The sequence below is a fragment of the Streptomyces sp. S.PNR 29 genome, from assembly GCF_030386795.1.
GTDB lineage: Bacteria > Actinomycetota > Actinomycetes > Streptomycetales > Streptomycetaceae > Streptomyces.
The window spans coordinates 2,601-23,590 of record NZ_JANUQM010000006.1 but is presented as its reverse complement, the minus strand read 5'-3'; the positions used below and the strand labels follow the sequence as shown (position 1 = coordinate 23,590).

General features: G+C 70.4%; 11 protein-coding genes and 1 pseudogene. 8 read left to right on the top strand and 4 right to left on the bottom strand.

The window, feature by feature from the left end; genetic code table 11:
* The first annotated feature begins 51 nt into the window (after positions 1–51).
* On the top strand, positions 52–1,437 hold the full coding sequence (locus NW895_RS17435) for an FAD-binding oxidoreductase (protein WP_289936556.1): 1,386 nt from the start codon (positions 52–54) through the stop codon (positions 1,435–1,437).
* Between the two features lie 65 nt (positions 1,438–1,502).
* Positions 1,503–2,960, top strand: coding sequence for a hypothetical protein (locus tag NW895_RS17430; protein WP_289936554.1), 1,458 nt, complete (start codon positions 1,503–1,505; stop codon positions 2,958–2,960).
* 15 nt (positions 2,961–2,975) lie between these two features.
* Here NW895_RS17430 and NW895_RS17425 read toward each other — a convergent pair whose 3' ends face one another.
* On the bottom strand, positions 2,976–4,013 hold the full coding sequence (locus tag NW895_RS17425) for a hypothetical protein (RefSeq protein ID WP_289936553.1): 1,038 nt from the start codon (positions 4,011–4,013) through the stop codon (positions 2,976–2,978).
* Positions 4,014–4,083: 70 nt separating this feature from the next.
* Between NW895_RS17425 and NW895_RS17420 the strand changes: the two genes are divergently transcribed.
* A complete protein-coding gene (locus NW895_RS17420; protein ID WP_289936551.1) occupies positions 4,084–4,329 on the top strand; it encodes a hypothetical protein in 246 nt (81 codons plus the stop codon).
* Between the two features lie 375 nt (positions 4,330–4,704).
* Here the strand turns inward: NW895_RS17420 and NW895_RS17415 are convergent, their stop codons facing one another.
* Positions 4,705–6,156, bottom strand: a complete 1,452-nt coding sequence (locus tag NW895_RS17415; RefSeq protein WP_289936549.1) for an MFS transporter — start codon at positions 6,154–6,156, stop codon at positions 4,705–4,707.
* A gap of 249 nt (positions 6,157–6,405) precedes the next feature.
* Here NW895_RS17415 and NW895_RS17410 point away from each other — a divergent pair, with 249 nt between their 5' ends.
* Together NW895_RS17410 and NW895_RS17405 are read left to right on the top strand one after the other, a co-directional pair.
* Entirely contained in the window at positions 6,406–8,148 is a 1,743-nt protein-coding gene (locus tag NW895_RS17410) for a fatty acyl-AMP ligase (RefSeq protein ID WP_289936547.1), read from the top strand.
* Positions 8,145–14,942 carry a type I polyketide synthase gene (locus NW895_RS17405; protein ID WP_289936545.1) on the top strand — a complete coding sequence of 2,266 codons (6,798 nt, stop codon included), beginning with the start codon at positions 8,145–8,147 and terminating at the stop codon, positions 14,940–14,942. Before NW895_RS17410 ends, NW895_RS17405 begins: the two co-directional genes overlap by 4 nt.
* 73 nt (positions 14,943–15,015) lie before the next feature.
* Here the strand turns inward: NW895_RS17405 and NW895_RS17400 are convergent, their stop codons facing one another.
* Both NW895_RS17400 and ccrA read right to left on the bottom strand, forming a co-directional pair.
* Positions 15,016–15,837 carry an IPT/TIG domain-containing protein gene (locus tag NW895_RS17400; protein WP_289936543.1) on the bottom strand — a complete coding sequence of 274 codons (822 nt, stop codon included), beginning with the start codon at positions 15,835–15,837 and terminating at the stop codon, positions 15,016–15,018.
* Between the two features lie 472 nt (positions 15,838–16,309).
* Positions 16,310–17,638, bottom strand: coding sequence for a crotonyl-CoA carboxylase/reductase (gene ccrA, locus NW895_RS17395; protein WP_289936541.1), 1,329 nt, complete (start codon positions 17,636–17,638; stop codon positions 16,310–16,312).
* 277 nt (positions 17,639–17,915) lie between these two features.
* On the opposite strand from ccrA, the gene NW895_RS17390 reads away from it, so the two are divergent.
* From NW895_RS17390 to NW895_RS17380, 3 genes and pseudogenes are all read left to right on the top strand, one after another.
* Positions 17,916–18,941 carry an alpha/beta hydrolase family protein gene (locus NW895_RS17390; RefSeq protein WP_289936539.1) on the top strand — a complete coding sequence of 342 codons (1,026 nt, stop codon included), beginning with the start codon at positions 17,916–17,918 and terminating at the stop codon, positions 18,939–18,941.
* A 39-nt stretch (positions 18,942–18,980) separates the two neighbouring features.
* A complete protein-coding gene (locus tag NW895_RS17385; RefSeq protein WP_289936537.1) occupies positions 18,981–20,225 on the top strand; it encodes a glycosyltransferase in 1,245 nt (414 codons plus the stop codon).
* A 58-nt stretch (positions 20,226–20,283) separates the two neighbouring features.
* Positions 20,284–20,990 (top strand): annotated as a pseudogene (locus NW895_RS17380) (hypothetical protein); the annotation flags it as partial.

Genomic DNA, 20,990 nt, shown 5'->3' with positions numbered 1-20,990 from the left:
GAGCGCCGAAACCGGATGTGGTCTGGTCCGTGCTCCCCTCAGGAGGCCGTCATGGACAGCACGACTCTGGAAGCGATGCGGGCGACCCTGCGCGGGCCGGTCATAGGTCCGCAGGATGCCGAATACCCCGAGACCCGCAAGATCTACAACGCGATGATCGACAAACGTCCCGCTGCCTTCGCGCAGTGCGCGGACGCCGCCGACGTCATGGCTGCGGTCGACTTCGTCCGCGACAACGGGCTGGAACTCGCCGTCCGGGGCGGCGGGCACAGCGGCCCCGGACTCTGTCTGGTGGACGGAGGCGTCACCATCGACCTCTCGCCGATGCGCTGGGTACGTGTCGACCCCGTCGCCAGGATCGCCCAGGTCGGTGCCGGCAGCCTGCTCAGCGACCTCGACCACGCCACCCACGCCTTCGGCCTCGCCACCCCCACCGGCATCATCTCGATGACCGGCGTCGCCGGCCTGACTCTCGGCGGCGGGCACGGCTACCTCACTCGCAAGTACGGCCTGACCGTGGACAACCTGTTGGCCGCGGACGTCGTGCTGGCCGACGGCAGCTTCGTCACGGCGAACGAGACCGACCACCCGGACCTGTTCTGGGCCCTGCGTGGGGGCGGCGGCAACTTCGGCGTCGTGACCTCGTTCACCTTTCGCCTCCACCCGGTGGAGACCGTCGGGGTCGGGATCACCGCGTGGCCGGTCGACCACACGCGGGAGGTGCTGACGTGGTACCGCCACTTCCTTCCGCAGGCACCGGAGGACGTCTACGGCTTCTTCGCGCTGTTCACCATCCCGCCGGGCCCGCCGTTCCCCGAGGAGATCCACGGCCGGAAGGTGTGCGGCGTCGTGTGGTGCCACACCGGTGACCTCGACGGCTTCGAAGAGGCGTTCGCCGCGGTGAACGAGGCCGGACCGCCGCTTTTCCACTTCACGTCGCCCATGCCCTATCCCGTACTGCAGAGCAGTTTCGACGAAGTGATCCCCACGGGGTACCAGTGGTATTGGCGGGGGGACTTCTTCGACACCATTCCGGACGCCGCCGTCGATGTGCATCTCAAGTACGGCGAGAACCTCCCCAGTCCCCTGTCGCTCATGCACCTGTACCCGGTCGACGGTGCCGTCCACCGGGTGGGCCCGGACGCCACCGCCTGGGGTTACCGGGACGCCGTGTGGTCCGGCGTCTTCGCGGGTGTCGACCCCGACCCGGCCAACGCCGAGACCATCAAGCAGTGGTGCGTGAACTACTGGGAGGAGGCACACCCGTACTCCATGGGCGGCGCGTACGTGAACTTCATGGGTGAGGGCGAGGACGCGGGACGGGTCCGGGCCACCTACCGCGACCACTACGACCGGCTCGCGCAGGTGAAGCGGACGTACGACCCGGACAACCTGTTCCACGCCAACCAGAACATCGGGCCTGCCCAGCAGCCCTGACAGCCGGGCCGCCAACCGGGGGAGTTCCGCATGCACGGTGCCGGCTCGGGTTCGAGCCTGGTTCCATGAGCATTCGTCCATGGGTCGTTGTCGAGGCGCCGGACAGTCGTGGTCTTCGCCGGGTCACCATAGGCAGCGAGACGGTTGGCAGTGCGTGGTCGTTGGACGAACTGCGTGAATTGCTCAGCCGTCTCGGTTATCCGGAAGACCTGGATATGGAGGACCCGGCATCCATATGCTGGCGCGGAGGGGACAGCCGTACCTGGCCCGACCGGGCGGGGAGAAGACGCGCAACCCTCGTCCTCATGGTGGCGGGACTGCTCGCCGCCATGGCCCTCAACGCGGTGATCGGATGGCCGGACGCGCTTGGCGCCCTGACCTTCGCGCAACGGATGACCGGGGCCTTGTTCGTCCTGTCCGGTGCGGTGCTGGGTGTGGCGGCGATCGCGGCCCTCGACTACTGGGGAAGACGGCAGTACAAGGTCTCGGGGGCGGTCGTCCTGCTGGGGGTCCTCGTCTCGCTGGCCACGGACAGCCTTCTGGTGTTCATGTGGCTCGAAGAGCGGGAGTACACGCCCTACCTGTGGGTGTTCATGCCGCTCTGGTGCTGGTCCGTGTGGGCGCTCGTCCTTCTCGTCCGCGGGAAATCATGGAAGGGAGTTCCGCAGCCCAAGAGGTTCGCGGCCGGGGTGGTCGTCACTGCCCTTCTCACCGCCGTCAGTCTGGCGTATTCCACGATGTACCAGCCGGCGGCGGCTCCTGTGCACTTCATCTTGAAGGCGGAATTCGGGACATCGCGGGCAGATAAATGGCTCCCGCTCGTGCATGTGCCGCTGAAACTCTACCTGAAAAACGATGGCGGAATCCCGGTGTATATCATCAATGATGACTACACGGTCTACGGCAGAACTGCAGACTACTCGGAGGGTCCCATTGTGAGAGGGTGGAGGAAGAGTATCGACAAACATGGCGACGAAGAGGCGGATGCCGAACTGTATGTTGACCATCTGGAATACACCATCATAAGCAGCGGACATGTTTACGGCCCTGGCCGCTGGCTGGAAGTCGGCGAGGAATTCACGCTGCAGCATGTCTTTCAGTTGCCGCAGAACGCCAAAGATTTCGACACGGTAAGTGCCGTCTTTCAGATTTCATACATGAGGAAGGACAGAGGCAAGCTCGCCGTGGATGAATTCGAGGTCGCCCACCACTCGTGGAACCGGCGAGAGGGGCGGTACTATTGCCCTCCGGCTCTGAAGGGCTGTGATGAGCGAGTCATCTATCACGGCAGGGTGCGGCACAACAACAACCTTGTCAACGTGACACGCAAGCCGCGCTATGTCACCGCGATATGGTCCCTCTTCGATCGTCCCGTGTTCTCCATCTCGTCGTCATTCGACTTCAGGCGGGCAAAAGCCGATGTCTCGGAGGAGAAGAGGGAGCTCGACAGGTATGGTGCTTCGACCGTCCATGTCGATTCCGAGGTTTCCGTCGCGGAACTGATGAAATCTGCCGGGGTCTGACCCCGATCCGCGCACTCACGGGCCGCCATCCTTCTTCTCCATGGCCAGCTGGAGCCAGGTCCCGGCCCTGATCCCCAGCTCTTCGTGGAGGCGCCAGGCTGATTGGAGGCAGTAGAGAGACGGATTCCCGATGGTCTCGACGAGCCGGTCTGCCGGGAGCAGCTCCGCGAGCTGGGTGACGAGCCGTGCGGTCTCGAACGGTGCATTGGCGTACTCGTCGTTCTGCAACTGGGCGGTGACCTTGAGGGATTCATTCCCTTGTTCCGTGGCTATCCAGAAGTCCTTGACGCCTTCCGTGTCCCACCTCTCGGGAAGTAGTATGCTCAGGCCCCAGTTGAGAGCGCGCTCCGGCACCATGGAAAAGGCGGCACTGGTACACACCTCGGCAGCCTTGCCCAGCGACACGTCCGGCAGGTTCTGAGCGGAAGCTGCTTTCTTCTGCTCTTCCTGCATCCGGGCGACCTCCTTTTCCAAAGCCTTCCGGGCTTCGGCCTTCTCCTCGGTCGACGAGCTGGGGTCGCTGAGTTTCTCCAGCGACTCACCGACCTGATGTGTGCTCTTCGCGAGTCCTTTCCGCTCTCTCTTGGGTGTGTCCGGATCGCCGATTTGGTTCATTGCGGCGCCCATGTCCCTGGCGACCTTGGCGACTTCCTTCTTGTCGTGTCCTTCCGCGAGGGCGGTGAGCATTCGATTCGCGGTTCCGGCCAGCTGTTCCTGCTGGTCCTGTGGCGTGTTGGGGTCGCCGAACAGGGGAAAGACGCGCGCCGTTTGCTGTGTGACCCAGGTGATCATGCGCCGCTCCTCCGGCGGTACCTCCGGGTCCTGGCCCATCTCCAGTGTGGAAGTCGTCTGCTGGACGAGCTCGGTCAGCTGTCTCCGCAGCTCGCGAGGTGTGCCGGGATCGTCGATCTTCTCCAGCAAGGCGATCACCTCATGCGTGCTGCTGAGGACCTCTTGCCTGTCTTGCGGTGATGTCCCCGGGTCCTCGACCTCCCGCAGAGTGGCGGACAAGTGCTCCAAGGCCGGGACGAGTTCGCCAGGGGCTTCCTCCATCTCCCTGTTCAGGCTTGCCGTTACGTCTTCAATTTCTTTCTGCTGATCCGTCGGAGCATCGGACTTCGGCGTGCTCGGCTCCTCCGGCTCGGGCGGCCTCTCGGAGGTCTCCGTGTCACCCGGCTCCGGCGTCCTGGTCGGCTCCGGTGTCCCGGTCCTGGTCGGCTCCGGCGTCCCCGTACCGGTCGGCTCCGATGTGCCCGTACCGGTCGGCTTCGGCGTCCCGCTCGGCGTGGACGGGGGAGGCGCCGTGGTGGTCGGCGCAACACCCGGCGACGACGGGGGAGGCGGCGTAGGCGTCGGAGTGGGGGCCTGAGTGGGAGCCTGAGTAGGAGGTGTTGTCTGAGCGGGTGCCTCGGCCCTGCTCACGCCGCCATCCTGAGGCCCTGCCGTGGCAATCGCCAGGCCGGCCGGCAACGCGAGGGCCACGGCCGAGACGGACGCGCCGACCGTACGGAAGACGTGTCGCCGGGCGGTTCTGGCCATGATGGTTCCAGATTGCGGTGTGCGTCGAACGGTCCTGTCGAACCGTCCTGTCGAACGGTCTTGTCGAACGGTCTTGTCCATCGCGGACCGGACACTGTGGGGTGCTGCCCCTCCTTGTTCAGTTCTGAACTCAAACAGAACAGACAGAACAGAACCCCTATGAACCCACTCTTCACCCGCTCGGCGCATCCCGCATGCCGGGCTGTCAGTCCCGTCGGCCGGCCGAGCAGGCCCTGGTCCGGCAGCAGCCCTCCCGGCCGCACACACGGGGGCGCAGAGCCCACACGGCGACGGGAGCTCCCGCTCCCGCCAGCGCGGCGGCGATACACAGACCCGCCTGATATCCCGACACGAACGCCTCGACTTGCGGGACACCGCCGGATACGGAGGCCCGCTGCACGAGTGTCACGATCGCGCCGACGAAAGCGATGCCGAACACCCCGGACAGTTCGCGGGTCCCGCTGAACAATCCCGCCGCGAACCCGGAGAGACGGCCGGGGGGCGATTCCAGGGCCCGGGTCGTCAGGGGCAGGGCGAGAGCGGATCCCGCACCGACGGCCACCAGCCCGGGCAGCAGGTCGGCGAGACCGCCGCGCAGGCTGCCCAGCGCCACCAGCAGCAGCCCGAGGGCCACCAGCAGCAGGCCCGCGGCGGAGACTCCGCCGTCCCCCCAACGCCGGGTCAGGACGGTGACGAACGGAACCGTCAGGAGCAGAGCCGAGGCGACGGGAACAAAGGTCAGTCCGGCCGACGTCGGACTGAGCCGCAGACCGGTTTGCAGGAACTGGGAGGTGTAGAAATACACGCCGCTCACTCCCAGCCCCCACAGCAGCTGGGTGATGAGTCCCCCGGTGAAGGCGCGTTGCCCGAACAGCGTCCGCAGAGCAGGGATCGGGCGATGCGTCACGGCGAAGCAGACCCCTGCTGCCGCGGTCGCGGAAATGACCCCGGACACGACGACTCTCGGTGCCGTGACGCCGAACGTAGGGCCTTCGATCAGGAAATAGACGAGGGCCGCGAGAGAAACACAGGCCAACGCGACAACACGGAGCGGAACAGCGGCGAGAGCCTTCCGGGAGCCGGGGCTGACGAGCGAGGAGGAGCGCGGAACGGCGGCGGAACCGACAACCAGGCTGGAAAGCCCCAGGGGAACATTGAGGAGGAACAGCCATTCCCACCCGAGGTGCTGGGTCACCACACCGGAGATCACAGGGCCGAAGGCGAGCGCAAAGGCGAGCGTGGCCGCTGTCGCGCCGAATCCGGTGGTGCGCGCACGCTGCGGCAGATCGTGGGAGAGAATCGCCAATGAGGCCGGCAGGGTGAACGCGGCACCGAGTCCTTGCAGACCGCGCGAACACACCAACATCACTCCGTCGGCGGAGAGAGCGCAGCACACGGACGCAGCGGTGAACACGGCGAGACCAGTCGTCAGCGTCCAGCGCCGGCCCTTGGCATCGGTCAGGTGACCGCCCAGCAACAGGAAGCTCGCGAGGGTGAGTGGATAGGCGGTCGCCACCCACTTCAAGTCCGTTTCGCCCAAGCCCAGTTCTGTACGGATTCGCGGCAGCGCGATATTCACGACGCTGTTGTCGAGAGCCGTCAGGAACGTGCAGAGAATGACAGCCGCAAGGACGCTCAGATGGCGCAGTCGACTCATGATTCCGGCGTCCTCCCGTCCTGCGAATCAGAGCCGGGCCGTCCGTACTCGTGCACTGTAAGTCATAACGAATTACGTTGTACCTGGTCCCGCTCCGCTGTCGGCGTGTCACTGGTAGGGGAGGACAACACCGTGTTTCGCTGTTGTCCGCTGCTTTCCTCCGGTAGCGACCGGGGCCCGGTTCTTCCCCTGGGAACGAAGGTCGGTGACTCGGTGCCATCACCAATGACACAAACACTCAGCCACTGTTTGGCCGAGGCAGCGGCTGCCCGGCCCGGCGAAACTGCTTTCACCTTCGTCGACTACAGCACCGACATGGGCGGAGTCACCCGCACGCTGACGTGGACGCAGCTTGAGAGCCGGGTACGCCAGGCCGCCGCCGGACTGCGTCACGCCGGGGCGGTGGGCGAGAGAGTCGCCGTCGTCGCACCGCAGGGCCTGGACTACATCGTCGCGTTCCTCGCCGCCGCGTGCGCGGGCTGCGTCGCCGTCCCCCTGTTCCCTCCGTCCCTGCCGGGCCACGACGACAAACTCGTGGCCGTGCTTCAGGACGCCGCCCCGATGCTCGCGGTCACCACCGAGGAGCAGCAGGCCTCCTTCACGGAATTCTGCGCCACGCGCGGCCTCTCCTGCGGCCCGCGGGTCATCACCGAACGCCAGCTGCGGGAGATGGCGGAGAAGCCGGACGAGCCGGCCAGGCCGTGGCACCCCCGCCCCCAGGACGTCGCCTATCTGCAGTACACCTCAGGGTCGACACGCACCCCGTCCGGTGTGGAGATCACGCACGCCAACGTCTGCGCCAACGCCCGCCAGGCGCTGGAGGCCTACGACATCCGCACCGGCCGCAACTGCACCGTGGGATGGCTGCCGCTCTACCACGACATGGGCCTGGTCCTGGCGGTCGCGATGCCGGTCGTGGGGCAGGTCCCCTCCGTGCTCATGGACCCCCTGGCCTTCATCCAGCAGCCGGCACGCTGGCTGCGCCTGCTGACCCGGCATCCCGGTGCCCTCACCGCCGCACCGAACTTCGCCTACGACTACTGCGTCCGGCGCGTCCAGGGCGAGGAACGCGCGGAGCTGTCGCTGGGATCCGTCACCGCCATGGTCAACGGCAGCGAACCCGTCGGGGCCCGGACCCTGGAGCGGTTCCAGGCGGCCTTCGCGCCCGTCGGCATGGTGCGGACCATCATGCGGCCGTCGTACGGGCTGGCGGAGGCGACCGTGTTCGTCTGCGCTTCTCCGGCGGGAGAGGAACCGACCGTCACGTCCTTCGACCGGGACGCCCTCGGGCTGGGGGTCGCCCGCGTCGTGGAGCCGGACGACGGCGGGGCCGTGGCGGAGCTCGTGGCGTGCGGCCGCCCGGCCGGCCAGGAGATCGCGGTCGTGGACCCCCTCACCGGCCGGCTCCTGGAGGACGGCCGGGTCGGAGAGATCTGGCTCCGTGGTCCCAACATCGGGCGCGGCTACTGGGGCCGTCCCGAACAGAGCGAAGCCACCTTCCGGGCCACTCTGCACGGCGACGACCCGGGCGACCCGGCGCATCACTGGCTGCGCACGGGGGACCTGGGCGCCTGGCACGACAAGCAGCTCTACGTCACCGGCCGCCTCAAAGACCTGGTGATCATCGACGGGGTGAACCACTACCCGCACGACATCGAGGCAACGGTCCAGGACGCGCACCCGGCCATCCGGGCCCACCACATCGCCGCGTTCTCCGTGGACGCCGACGGCGAGGAGCGCCTGGTCGTCGTCGCCGAGCATCACCGTGACGTCACCGACCCCGGCGGCCTCGTCGAGGAGGTGAAGCGGGCCGTGTGCGCGGCCGTGGCCACCGGGCACGGTGTCTCCGTCCACGACTTCGTCCTGGCCCCGCCGGGAACCGTCCCGCACACCACGAGCGGAAAGGTCGCCCGCAGCGCCTGCCGCGCGCGTTATGCGGCGGGCGACTGGACGGCGGACGGGGGAGCCCAGGAGAGGACCGGCAGCGCATGACGGCTCACGGAGAGGAACAGACGGAACCGGGCCGGGAGGCCGCCGCCGCGGCCGGCCGTACGTCGGCGCCGGCCACCCGGATGCGTGCGACCCTGCGCGGGCTCGTCACGGACGTCTGCGGCATCCCCGCCGAGGACCTCGACGAGCACCGCCCGTTGGCCGAGTACGGCCTGACGTCCCGCGACGCCGTCGCCTTGACCGGGCATCTGGAACAGCTGCTGGGCCGACCGTTGCCCGCGACGCTGCTGTGGGAGAACCCGACCATCGACAGGCTCGCCGATGCCCTGGCCACGCCCCACGAGCCGGGGACCGGGGCGAAGGCCACGACGCCGGACGATCCCCGCCCCGCCGCGACGCCCGCCGGCCCCGGCGGCGACGCCTGCGCGGCCCCCTGCGCCATCGCCGTCATCGGGATCGGGTGCCGCCTTCCCGGCACGATCGACGGGCCGGACACCTTCTGGAAGCGTCTGCTGGCGGGCACCGACGTCGTGGGCCGCGTCCCCGGCAGACGCTGGCGGGACTTCGCCGCCGGTCCCGGCGGTGCCGCACTGGTCGAACGCACCACCCGATGGGGTGCCTTCCTCGACGACATCGAGGCGTTCGACGCGGACCACTTCGGCATCACCCCGCGCGAAGCCGAGGTCATGGACCCGCAGCAGCGTCTCCTGCTGGAAGTCGCCTGTGAGGCCCTGGACCACGCCGGCACCCCCGCCCACATGCTCCAGGGCAGCGACACGGGTGTCTTCGTGGGCCTCAGCTCCCTTGAGTACGGCCACCTCACCACCGCGGACCCCGCCCGGCTCACCCCTTGGACCAGCACGGGCGCCGCGGGAAGCATCGCCGCCAACCGCCTGTCCTACCTGTTCGACCTGCACGGCCCGAGCATGACCATCGACACGGCCTGCTCGTCCTCCCTGGTGGCCGTGCACCAGGCATGCCGCAGCCTGCGCGGCGGCGAGTGCGACACGGCGCTGGCGGCGGGAGTCAACATCCTGCTCTCGCCGGCCGTCACCGCCTCCTTCCAGCAGGCCGGCGCGCTGGCGGCGGACGGACGCTGCAAACCCTTCGACGCGGCGGCCGACGGCATCACCCGGGGCGAGGGCTGCGGCGTCGTCGTGCTGAAACGGCTCGCCGACGCCCAGCGCGACGGCGACAGGGTCCTCGCCGTCATCAGGGGAACAGCGGTCAACTCCGACGGCCGCTCCGCCGGCCTGATGGCCCCGAACCCCGATGCCCAGGCGTCCCTTCTGCGCAGCGCGCTCGGCGATGCGCAGGCCGAGGCCGCCGACATCGACTACGTCGAGACCCACGGAACCGGCACCCTCCTGGGAGACCCCATCGAGGCAGGCGCCCTCGGTGCCGTCCTCGGCAGCGGCAGACCGGCCGAACAGCCGCTCCTCATCGGATCCGTCAAGAGCAACCTGGGCCACCTGGAAGGCGCCGCCGGCATCGTCGGCCTCATCAAGACCGTGCTCGCGCTCCACCACGGCCGGATCCCTCCGAGCCTGCACTTCAGGGAACCCAACCCGCACATCGACTTCACCGGGCTGCGGCTGCGCGTCGTCACCCGGCCCACCCCGTGGCCGGACCGGGACCACGGCCCGGCCCGGGCCGGGGTGTCCGCCTTCGGCTTCGGCGGCACCAACGCGCACGCCATCCTCGAACAGGCACCCACGCCCTCCCCGGGCACCCCCGCACCGCGGCAACCCGCCCACGGCCGCGACGGCGACGCGGACATCCCGCACGTCCTGGTCGTCTCCGCCCGGAACAGGGACCGTGTCGCCGACGTGGCCGCCGGCCTCGCCCGATGGATTGCTGCCGAGGACGCACCCGCACTGCCCGACATCGCCCACACCCTCGCCCGCCACCGAAGAGGACCGGTGTGCGCCGCCGTCGTGGCGCGCACCCACCAGGAGGCGACGGACCGGCTGGCGGCCCTCGCACGGGGCGAGGAGGCCCCCGGCCTCGTCGCCCCCTGCACCGACAACCCCGCGGCGCGGGCGGCCGGCACCCACCGTCCGGTCCTCGTGTTCTCCGGATACGGCTCCCAATGGCAGGGCATGGGACAGCACCTGCTCCGGCACGAACCGCTGTTCGCCGCCGCTGTCGACGAACTCGACCCGGTCTACACCGCGCAGACGGGCATCTCCCTGCGGGACATGCTCGCCCGGACCGGGCCCGCCACCGGCGTCGACCACACCCAGCCCCTGCTGTTCGGCATGCAGCTCGCCCTGGCCCGTGCCCTGCGGGCCTACGGAGTTCGACCGGCCGCCGTCATCGGCCACTCGATGGGAGAGGTCGGCGCCGCCGTCGTCGCGGGAGCCCTCGATGATGCCGAGGGCTTGCGCGTCATCCTCCACCGCTCGACGGAACTCGCCGCCATCGACGCCCAGCGCGCCGGTGCGATGGCCGCCGTCGAACTGCCCGAGACGGAACGGGCGGACGTCCTCGCGCGATTCCCCGGCGTCGAGGTCGCGGTTCACTCCTCTCCCCGCAGATGCACCGTCGCGGGACCGGCAGCGGCCGTGCGGCACCTGGTCGATGAACTGACCGAACAGGGCATCCTCGCCCGCCTGCTCGACGTCGGCGCAGCCGGACACTCCCCGGCCGTCGACCCCGTCGTACCCAGACTGCGTGAGCTGCTGGCGACACTCCGGCCCCGCACCCCGGAGGCGGCCTGGTACAGCACCGTGCTCGACGATCCCCGGGCCGGCGTCCACGCGGACGCCGAGTACTGGGGCGCCAACGTCCGGCGCCCCGTGCGCTTCCGGCAGGCGGTGGCCGCTGCGGCAGCCGACGGACACGACCTCTTCCTGGAGATCGCGCCCCACCCCGTCGCCCTCGTCCCCCTGGCCGAAACCCTGCAGGTGGCGGCGTCCACATCCGAAGCCGTGGTGATCCCGACCCTGCGCAGGAACGGCGACGAGGCGGTCGACCTGCGTGCCGCTGTGGCCCGGCTGCACCTGGCCGGCGTGCCCGTGGACGAGCGGAAGCTGTGGCCCGGCGGCCGGCGGACCCCGCTGCCCACCCCCGCGTGGCGCCACCAACGCCACTGGGTCAGCCGCCGGGGCCCCGCCGTCCACGCGGCGGGCACGGGCCACCCCCTGCTGGGCCTCAGGACCGACGACCCCCGCACGGGCGCCGTCCTCTGGCAGGCGGACCTCGGTACCGACCGGACGCGGTTCTCCGGGCGAGGCCCTCACGACCGGCCGGTCCTCACCCTTCCCGCCTCCGCGGCCCTCATGATCGCGGCGGCCAAGGACATCCACCCGCACGACGACATCGGCTGTCTGCGGATCGAGGACCTGACGGTCCACCAGTGGCTGCCGCTCGCCGGCAGCACCCCCGTCACCCTCGTCTGGGAGCCGACCGCGGCCGGCGCGACCGTCACGATCAACGCCCGCGGCGCCGACGGCACCTGGCGCTGCCACGCCTCGGCACGGCTGCACACGGGCCCCGAGCCCGACGACGACCCGCGCGCCACCCCACCGGCCAGGGTCACCGAGTGGACCCCCACCGAGCCCGAGGAGCCCTCACCGCAGCCACCGGACGACGAGGAACTTCTCACCGCGATGCTGTACGCGCCGGCCGGGACCTCCGCGGCGGAGCCCGGCAGCGACACCGTCCACTCGGCGCGCGACGCCGCCGAGATCGTGCCGACCGCCGTGCGGTCCCTGCAGCTTCACGGCCTCACCGTGGACGACGCCCCGCACCGCATCGAGTGCTTCCCGAGCCCGCGAGACGACGACCCGGCACCCGGGGAAGCCGCACAGGGCTCCGCGGCGGGCGACGGAACCGGCCACCACTGGGACATCGTGGCGCGGGCCGTACGGACGCGGATCACCGCACGGGGAGTGGAACTGCGGCCCACAGAACGCCGTGACGTGCCCCAGCCCCTCCAGGCCTTCACCTACGACATCCAGTGGCAGAAGTCCCCCCTGCCGGTTCCGCGTCCGCTCGACCGTGTCCTGTTGCTGACCGACGAGCCCGACAGCGGCGCGGACGGTCTGCGCGCAGCCGTGAGCACGGCCCTGCAGGCGAAGAACGTACAGGTGACCGCCGCCTCCGGGACCACGGACACCGACCAGGTGCTCGACGACTGGCTGCGGGACGCCGCACAGGACACCCCCGGCGCCGTCGTCCTGCTGCTGACCCGGCCCGCCGCCTCCCCCGAGGACGACCGGGCATTGCGGGCGGCCGCACGCCTGGCCCGGCGCCTCGCCGCCGGCCGGCCCGGACAGCCCGTCCCCCGGCTCCGGCTGGTCACCGTGCGGGCCCAGGCCACGGCACCGGGAGAACCCGGCGACCCGGCAGCGGCCTGCCTGCGCGGTCTCGTCCGCGTCCTCGCCCTGGAGCAGCCCGCCCTGCGCGCAGGTCTGGTCGACATCGACACCCAGCCCGACTCCGCCGACGACCTCGCTCAGGAACTGCTCGGGGACAGCGCCGACGACGAGGTCGCCTGGAGAGCGGGCACCCGTCTGGTCGCCCGCCTGGCCCGCGCCGACCTGACCGGGCAGCAGTACGAAGCTCCCTTCGTCCGCCCCGACGGTGCCTATGTGATCACCGGCGGCCTGACGGGCCTCGGTCTGGCCACGGCCCGTCGGCTCGCCGAACGGGGAGCCGGCCGCCTGGTCCTCAACGGCAGGCGGCCCCCCGGACCCGAGGCCCGGACGGTCCTCGCCCAGGTGCAGGCCGCGCACGGCACGTCCATCACGGTTGTGCAGGGGGACATCGCCGACCCCGACGTGGCACCGCGCCTGGTGCAGGCCGCCCTCGACGAAGGGCACCGGCTGCGCGGTGTCGTCCACTGCGCCGGAGTCCTCCACGACCGCATCATCACGGACCTCGAATCCTCCGACATCGACACGGTGCTGCGCCCCAAGGTCCTCGGCGCCCTCCACCTCGAAGCGGCCACCGCGACCCAGCACCTCGACTGGTGGGTGTCCTACAGCTCCGCCGCGGCACTCCTGGGCTCTCCCGGGCAGGCCGCCTACGCCGCCGCGAACGCCTGGCTGGACGCGCTCGCACACCGGCGCAGAGCGGAGGGCCCGCCCGCCGCCTCGATCGCCTGGGGACCCTGGAGCGACGTCGGTGCCGCGCCCGCCCATCCGGCTCTGGCCCTCGACCCGATCACGCCCCCCGAGGGGCTGGACGCCCTGCAGGCGCTGGTCGTGCACAACCGGGCGCACACCGGTGTCGTCCATCTCGACGCCCAGCGGGTGCTGGAGGCCTACCCGGGCCTGTCGGACGTCCCCTTCTTCGCGGACGTCCTGCGCGAGGCCGCCTCCCAGGCGGACGACTGGCCCGGCCCCGCCGGGGTCGAGGCCTTCGGGGACGCCGCCGCCGAGAAGGTGTACGAGCGCCTGGTCAAACGCACCGCGGGCATCATGGGATTCCGTGTGCGGGACCTCGACGACGCGGTCCCCCTGACCCACCTGGGCCTCGACTCGCTGATGACGGTGCGCATCCGCAACGCGGCACGCCAGGACTTCGCCGTCGACATCCCCGCGAACCTCATGCTGCGCGGCGCGACGCTGCGGCAGGTCGGTGACACCGTGCTGGAGACCCTCGGGCTGCACCGCGGCACCACGGACACCGCCGCCTCACGGAATCCGTCCGAAGCGGGTCTTCCCCCGGCAGCCGGGCGGCGTCCCGGCCCCGCGCTGCCGAACTCGATCCTGCCGCGCGACGCCGCCGAGCGCCTGGTGGCCGGTGTCTGGGCGGAAGTCCTGGGACACCGGCCGGCCGATGTCCGCGCCGACTTCGTCGCGGACGGCGGTGATCAGCGGGCGGCGGAGGCATTCGTCGACGCCGTCCGGGGCCGCCTGGGCGATGCCGAGCCGGCGCTCACGGCCGAGGCGGTACTGAGCGAGCGCACGGTGTCCGCCATCGCGGAACTGATCCGGCCCGTGGTGAACCCGACGGGCGAGTCCGTGGTCAACGTCCTCCGTCCGCCGCGCGCCGGCTCCCGGCGGCTTCCCCTGTTCACCTTCCATCCCGCGGGCGGCCCCACATCGGTCTACCTGCCCCTGACCCGGCTCCTGCCGTCCGACCAGGCCGTGTACGGGATGGAGCGGCTGGACGCGGTCGCCTCGATGGAGGACAAGGCCGCCCACTACGTCACCCTGATCAGGGACATCCAGCCGCAGGGGCCGTACCGCCTTCTCGGCTGGTCCTTCGGCGGCTGCCTGGCCTACGAGGCGGCATGCCAGCTGAAGGAGAACGGCCAGGGCGTGGCCTTCCTCGGGCTGATCGACACCATCCTGCCCGCCGCCCTCCCGGACCTCGACTCACAGGACCTCCTGCTGGAGCGCTTCGGACGGTTCGCCGAGTACATCGAGAAGACGTACGGGCACCGCCTCGACCTGCCCTGGGACGAACTCGCGGCCACCCCGGACGACCGGCAGATCGATGTGATCATGCGTCTGGTGGCCGAGGCGGGCCTCGACATGAGCCCCGGGATCATGGAGCACCAGCGGACGTCGTACGTCGACGCACGCATCGGCGAGCGCTACGTGCCGCGCCCCTACGACGGCCGAGTCGTGCTGTACCGCGCGCAGCAGGCCCAGCCGCTCACGACGGCTCTCGACCCGCGCTACCTGCGGTCGGAGGCCGACCTCGGCTGGGCGCCGCTGTGCCCCTCGCTGGAGATCGTCCCGGTCGAGGGTGACCATCTGTCCCTCATCGACCCTCCCCACGTCACCACCATCGCCCGGCACCTCGCCCGGGCCCTGCGGCCGCACGCTCCCGGTCCTGGGGCAGCCGACGACCGGACGCCGCCGCGTCCCGGATAGGCGTGCCGGGCGGGTCCGGGGACGCGGACACGCCGGTGGCCCGGCCGTACGCCGGGCCACCGGACTGTGCGGGTCACTGGTAGGTGAACCCGCCCGCGACGGTGGCGCTGCCCGTCGGAGTGGTCACCTGGACGGCGACGTTGCCGGCGGCTCCCGGGGGAGTCAGACCGGCGATCACGGTGCCGTCGGCGGTGACGACGATGTTGGTCGCCGGGACGCCGCCGAAGGTGACGCCGGCGCCGGTCAGGTTCGAGCCGGTGATCACGAACGGGGTCCCGCCGGCGATCGGCCCGGTCGTCGGGATGAGGGAGCTCACGGTCGGCGGGGCCGGCGCAACGTAGGTGAAGCCGCCGGGGACGGTCGCACTGCCCGCCGGAGTGGTCACCTGGACGGTGGCGTTGCCGGCGGCTCCCGGGGGAGTCAGACCGGTCAGCACGACTCCGCCGATCACGTTGACGTTGGTGGCCGGAACACCGTTGAAGGTGACCGACGCGCCGGTGAGGTTGGTGCCGATGATCGTGAACGGCGTACCGCCGGTGGTCGGCCCGGTCGGCGGGGTGATGCCGAGGACCGTGGGCGGCTGCGGCGCCGGAGGCGCGACGTAGGTGTAGCTGGTCGGAGTGCTGGTGCCCGCCGGGGTCGTGACGACCACGGGGACGGTGCCCGCCGCGTGCGGCGGGGCGACAACGGTGACCAGGAACCCGGACGGGTCCACGGAGACGATCGTGGCCGGCGTCCCGCCGAAGGTGACGGATGTCGCCCCGCCGAGGTTGAGGCCGATGAGCAGGACGGTGTTGCCTCCCGCGGTGGGCCCGGAGTTCGGAATGGCGGCGAGGAGGAACGGCTGCGTCAGGATGGGGGGCAGGGTCAGGCCTGGAAGCAGGGTCGCGGACATGGACTTCTCCTGAACATGAGTCGGTGATGTCGTCCGGTGGGATGTCCGTCGAGACGCATGCGTGGCCGGAGCGGCCGGCCCAGCCCTGGGAGAGGCAACGCGACGCATCGTGCGGCGTGTTGAACGGTGGCTCGGCCGGGGGCGAGTGGCGCGGAGCGCTTGCGCTCACGGGCGTCCGTGGTGGACCGCCGTGCGGCCTGCCCTGCTTGCTGCTTGGGCGATGCAACGTCGAAGGAGCCGGAACGGCTCTTCGGGGCAGGCCAGCGGACATCCGGGATGTGCACTGCCCGGCGTGGATGGGCTGCCTGCCGGTATGTCCAGTAATAGATGCGCGTTACGGGACAGGCAAGGGGACCGCACGAGAACCACCCGTGTGAGGGAGCGCGTCGCCTTGCCCGAACACGCCCGAGGCGCTACGCACGGCGCGCCCGGAGGCCACCGTTCCCCCGCGTTCCGGTGGCCCGGCGCCCGCTCACCCCCGGAACAGGGCCAGCCGCTGCTCACCGATCCGGGCGCGGGCCTGCGGGTCGGTGACCCCCAGGCCGGGCTCGGGGGCGAGGCACAGCACGCCCACCTTGCCGATGTGCTGGTTGGTCTGGACACTGCGGGCCGCCGCGGCGACCTCGGCCAGCGTGTAGGTCTTCGACAGAGCCGGAATCAGGCGCCCGAGTGCGACGAGCCGGTTGACCTCGTACTGCTCGTGCAGGTTGGCGCCGTGGCTGCCGATGATCCGCTTGAGGCGCATCCACAGGTACCGGTTGTCGTAGACGTGTTCGTAACCGGTGCTGGACCCGCAGGTCACCACGGTGCCTCCGCGCCGGGCGAGGAAGACCGACGCCGCGAACGTCTTCCTGCCGACGTGTTCGAACACGATGTGCGGGTCCTCTCCCACGAGGGAGCGCACGGCCCGTCCCATCCTCTTCCAGCCGTCGGGGCGGTCCAGCAGCGTCGGATCGCCGTCCAGGAGCTCTTCACGATCGATGACGGCCTCGCAGCCCAGGGATCTGAGCACCTCGGCCTTTTCCGGCGAGTTGACCACGCCCACCGGGATCCCGCCCCCGTTGAGGACGAGTTGGACGGCGTAGGAGCCCAGGCCGCCGGTGGCCCCCCACACGAGCACGACGTCGCCCTGCTTCATCCGGGCGCCGCGGTCGCTGACCAGCATGCGGTAGGCGGTACCCGCACACAGGGGGTTGGCGGCCGCTTCCTCCCACGTCAGCGCCGGGGGCTTGGGCATCAGCTGGCTGGCCCGTACGACGGCGTAGTGCGCCAGTCCGCCGAAGTTGGTCTCGAATCCCCAGGCCTTCTGGCCTTCGCCGAGCATGCCGTCCTGGTGCGTGTCGGGCTCCTGTTCGTCGACATACACGGGGGAGACCACGACGTGGTCTCCGACGTTCCACCTGCGCACGGACGATCCCGTGCGGACGATGACGCCCGAGGCGTCGGATCCCACGATGTGGTACGGGAGGTCGTGCCGTGCCTCCCAGCCGCCCTTCTTCCCCATCTGCTTCAGGAACTGGAACGTCGGAAGCGGTTCGAACATCGCCGTCCACACGGTGTTGTAGTTGATCGAACTCGCCATCACCGCGATCAGGGCCTCGTCGGGCGCCAGTTCCGGCATGGGCACCTGGTCGACGAACAGGGATTTGCGGACGTCTTTGTCCTCCATGCCCTTGAAGGTGTCGACATCGCTTTCTCTTACGGTGGCCGCAGGGAAATGGCCGGGCACAGGGAGCGATGCGATGTCCGCCGCGTCGGCGCCCGCGACAACCGCTTCGGACATCACCTGAGAAGACTGCATCGTGATTCCCTCTCCCTGTCAGGGCATGCGTTGGTGTCTCGTCGGCGATCGTTTCCCGACTGTCTCCAGCAAGCAGTCGTGAGGCCGCTGACGCAACCGCAAAGGCAGGCCGCCCGTCAGCCGCCGGAAAACAAACGCAGGTCAGAGAAGCGTCCGCGACAGCGGGGGTCCACCGCGTGGCGCACCGCCGAAAGGAGCATGGGAACGACCATCTCCTGGTGACCCGATCGGTGTGGCTATTGGAATTTAATATGAGGAATCGTCACTGTCTGTTCTCATGCGTGTCGACTTCCTGATGGCCGGCGCATTCACCGGCCGAGCGCGACGTGGCCGCCGCTCGCTGCTCGTCTGCTTGATGCTTCTTCCGCTGCTCTGCGGCGCGGGGACGGCTTCGGCCGCCCGCGCGGCACAGACCGCGCCCCGTTCGCCCGGCACCGATGCCCAGATCACGGATGTCCGGGAACTCGACGAGCGCACCCTCGACCTCACGGTCAGCTCACCGGCTGTGGGCGCCCTGGTCCCCGTCCGGGTCATCCTCCCCAGGAGCTGGCACAGCGACCCGGAAAGCAGGTTCCCCGTGGTGTACCTGCTGCACGGCGGGAACGACGACTACACCTCCTGGACACGTGAGACGGACGTCGAGGAGTTGGCCGAGCATTCCGACGCGCTGATCGTGATGCCCGACGCGGGGAAAGCCGGCTACTACAGCGACTGGTATGCCGGCAGGCCCCGCTGGGAGACCTTCCACACCGCCGAACTGGTGCGGCTCATGGAGCGGACGTTCCGCGCCTCCTCCGCCCGGGCCGTCATCGGCCTGTCCATGGGCGGCTTCGGCGCGCTCAACTACGCGGCACACCATCAGGGGATGTACCGCTATGTGGCCTCCATGAGCTCCTACGTCGACCTCGACGGCCCGGCGGCGCGCGTGGCACTCGGCCTCGGCTCCCTGACGGACGGTGTCGACCTCCGCGACGTCTGGGGCGACCCCGTGGCGAACGCCGACGTCTGGCGGGACCACAACCCGGCCGCCATGCCACACGCCTTCAGAGGAGCGAAGGTGCATCTCTCCGTCGGCGACGGGAAGCCCGGGCCCTGGGACGAGAACCGGCCGGTCCCGGTGCTCGTGATCGCCTCGGTGGGAGAGAAATACCTTCCGGAGTCGATCGCCGGTTTCGCGGCGTCGCTCCGCTCGGCGGGCGTCGAGGTGACCACGCACTTCTACAGCCCCGGGACGCACTCCTGGCCCTACTGGGAACGGGAACTGCACCTCATCTGGCCCACGGTGATGAAGGAACTCACGTAGAACCGCTCGCCGTGCCCTACGGAGCACCAGGAGATGGTCATGGGCAGAACATTCGTGATGATCGCGGCCGGATCCCGCGGAGACGTCCAGCCGTGTCTCGCGCTGGGCCGGGCCCTGGCCGGCCAGGGCGACAGAGTGCGCGTGCTGGCCAGCAGCCGCTACCAAGAGCTGATCGCGGCGGCGGGGCTGGAATTCCACCCCCTTCCGGCGGACCCGGCCGACATCATCGGATCGCCCGAGGGCCAGGACCTGCTCGCCGGCCGGAGCAATCCGGTCGCCTTCATCCGCGGCATCCACCGGATCCTCCGGCCGCTGATGAACCGCATCCTCGCTCAGACCCAGGCCGCCGCCAAGGACGCCGATCTCGTGCTGGCCCCCACGCTCGGCTTCCTCGGCCTTCACCTGAGCCAGTATCTGCGGGTGCCGCACGCGATCATCCACTTCCAGCCGAGCCAGCCCACAGGAGTGTTCCCGCACCCCTTGCTGCCGGCTGCGCGGTTCCTCGGAGCCCTGGGAAACCGCCTCAGCTTCGCAGCGGTCGACCTGGGAGCCTGGCTCGTGTTCCACCAGTTCCTCAACGACTGGCGCCGCAAGGACCTCGGCCTTCCCGCCGTGTCCCCGCGCGCCCTTCTGCGCCTGGCCCGGCAGGCACCGGTGCTCTGCGCGTTCAGTCCCACCGTCGTGCCACGGCCGGCCGACTGGGGGGCGAACGTCCATCTGACCGGGTTCTGGCACCACGAGCAGCCGCTGTGGAAGCCGCCGCGGCGACTGCTCGACTTCCTGGACGACGGCACCCGCCCGGTGTACGTGGGGTTCGGCAGCATGAGAACCAGCGACCCCGAGGCCACGGACCACCTGGTACGGACAGCGCTGCGGCGGGCGGGACTGCGGGGCGTGCTGGCCGGAGACCCCGCCACCAGTGAGAGCGACATGCTCGTGGTGGGCGAGACCCCCCACGACTGGCTGTTCCCGAGGATGGCCGCGGTGGTCCACCACGGTGGGGCGGGCACCACCGCCTCCGCACTGCGCGCCGGGGTGCCCTCCCTGGTCTGCCCCTTCTTCGGCGACCAGACCTACTGGGCGGCCCGCGTGCACAGCCTCGGTGCGGGCCCCACGCCTTTGCCGAGCCGCCGCCTCACCGTCTCCGCCCTGACCGGACGTCTGCGCGCCGTCACCGGCGACCCGGCCCACGCCGCAGCCGCCCGCCGACTCGGCCGGGCACTCGTGAAAGAGGACGGCGTCGCGCGCGCCTGCCGCGTCGTGCGACGGCTCGTCGACGGCTGAGCACACAAGCCATACGACCGGCTGCATCCGGACGGGGCGCTGAGGCGTCTGTGCCGGTATGGAGTCGGAGAAGCCGTCCGCCGGGCAGACCGCTCGGTCCGAGCCGCCCGCACGGCGTGGGGAGCAGGAGCAGCCCCCGGGGTGTCTCGTCGTCGCGGTCCGCGTCCCCGTGCGGATCGCTGTACTGGTGCTGGTCGTGCCGGTGCGGATGGTGTGGGACGCGCTGGTCGTCGGGGGCCGGTTCCTGAACGATGCCGTGCTCCGGCCGGCCGGGCGTGCGCTGCTGTGGACCGGGCGGGCGGTGTTCGTGTGGCCGTTCGTGGGGCTGTGGCGGTATGCCGTCGTGCCGGCCGGGAAGGCGATGGCCTGGCTCGGGCGCACACTCGTCGTCGTCCCTCTGGTCTGGCTGTACCGGCAGGTGCTGGCTCCCGTCGGGCGCGGGACCGCCTGGGTGGTCCGTGGGATCGGTGCTGCGCTGGGCCGGCTGTACGCGCGCGTGCTGACGCCGGTCGGGCACGCGGCGCTGTGGGTGCTCCAGGGGGCCGGGGCCGCGCTGGCCGCCCTCGGGGCCGGTGGGTGCGCGGCCGTGGTCTGGCTGGTGCGGTATCTCGTGGTCGTCCCCGCGGTGTGGCTGTACCGGCAGGTGCTGGCTCCCGTCGGGCGCGGGACCGTCTGGGTGGTCCGTGGGATCGGTGCTGCGCTGGGCCGGCTGTACGCGCGCGTGCTGACGCCGGTCGGGCACGCGGCGCTGTGGGTGCTCCAGGG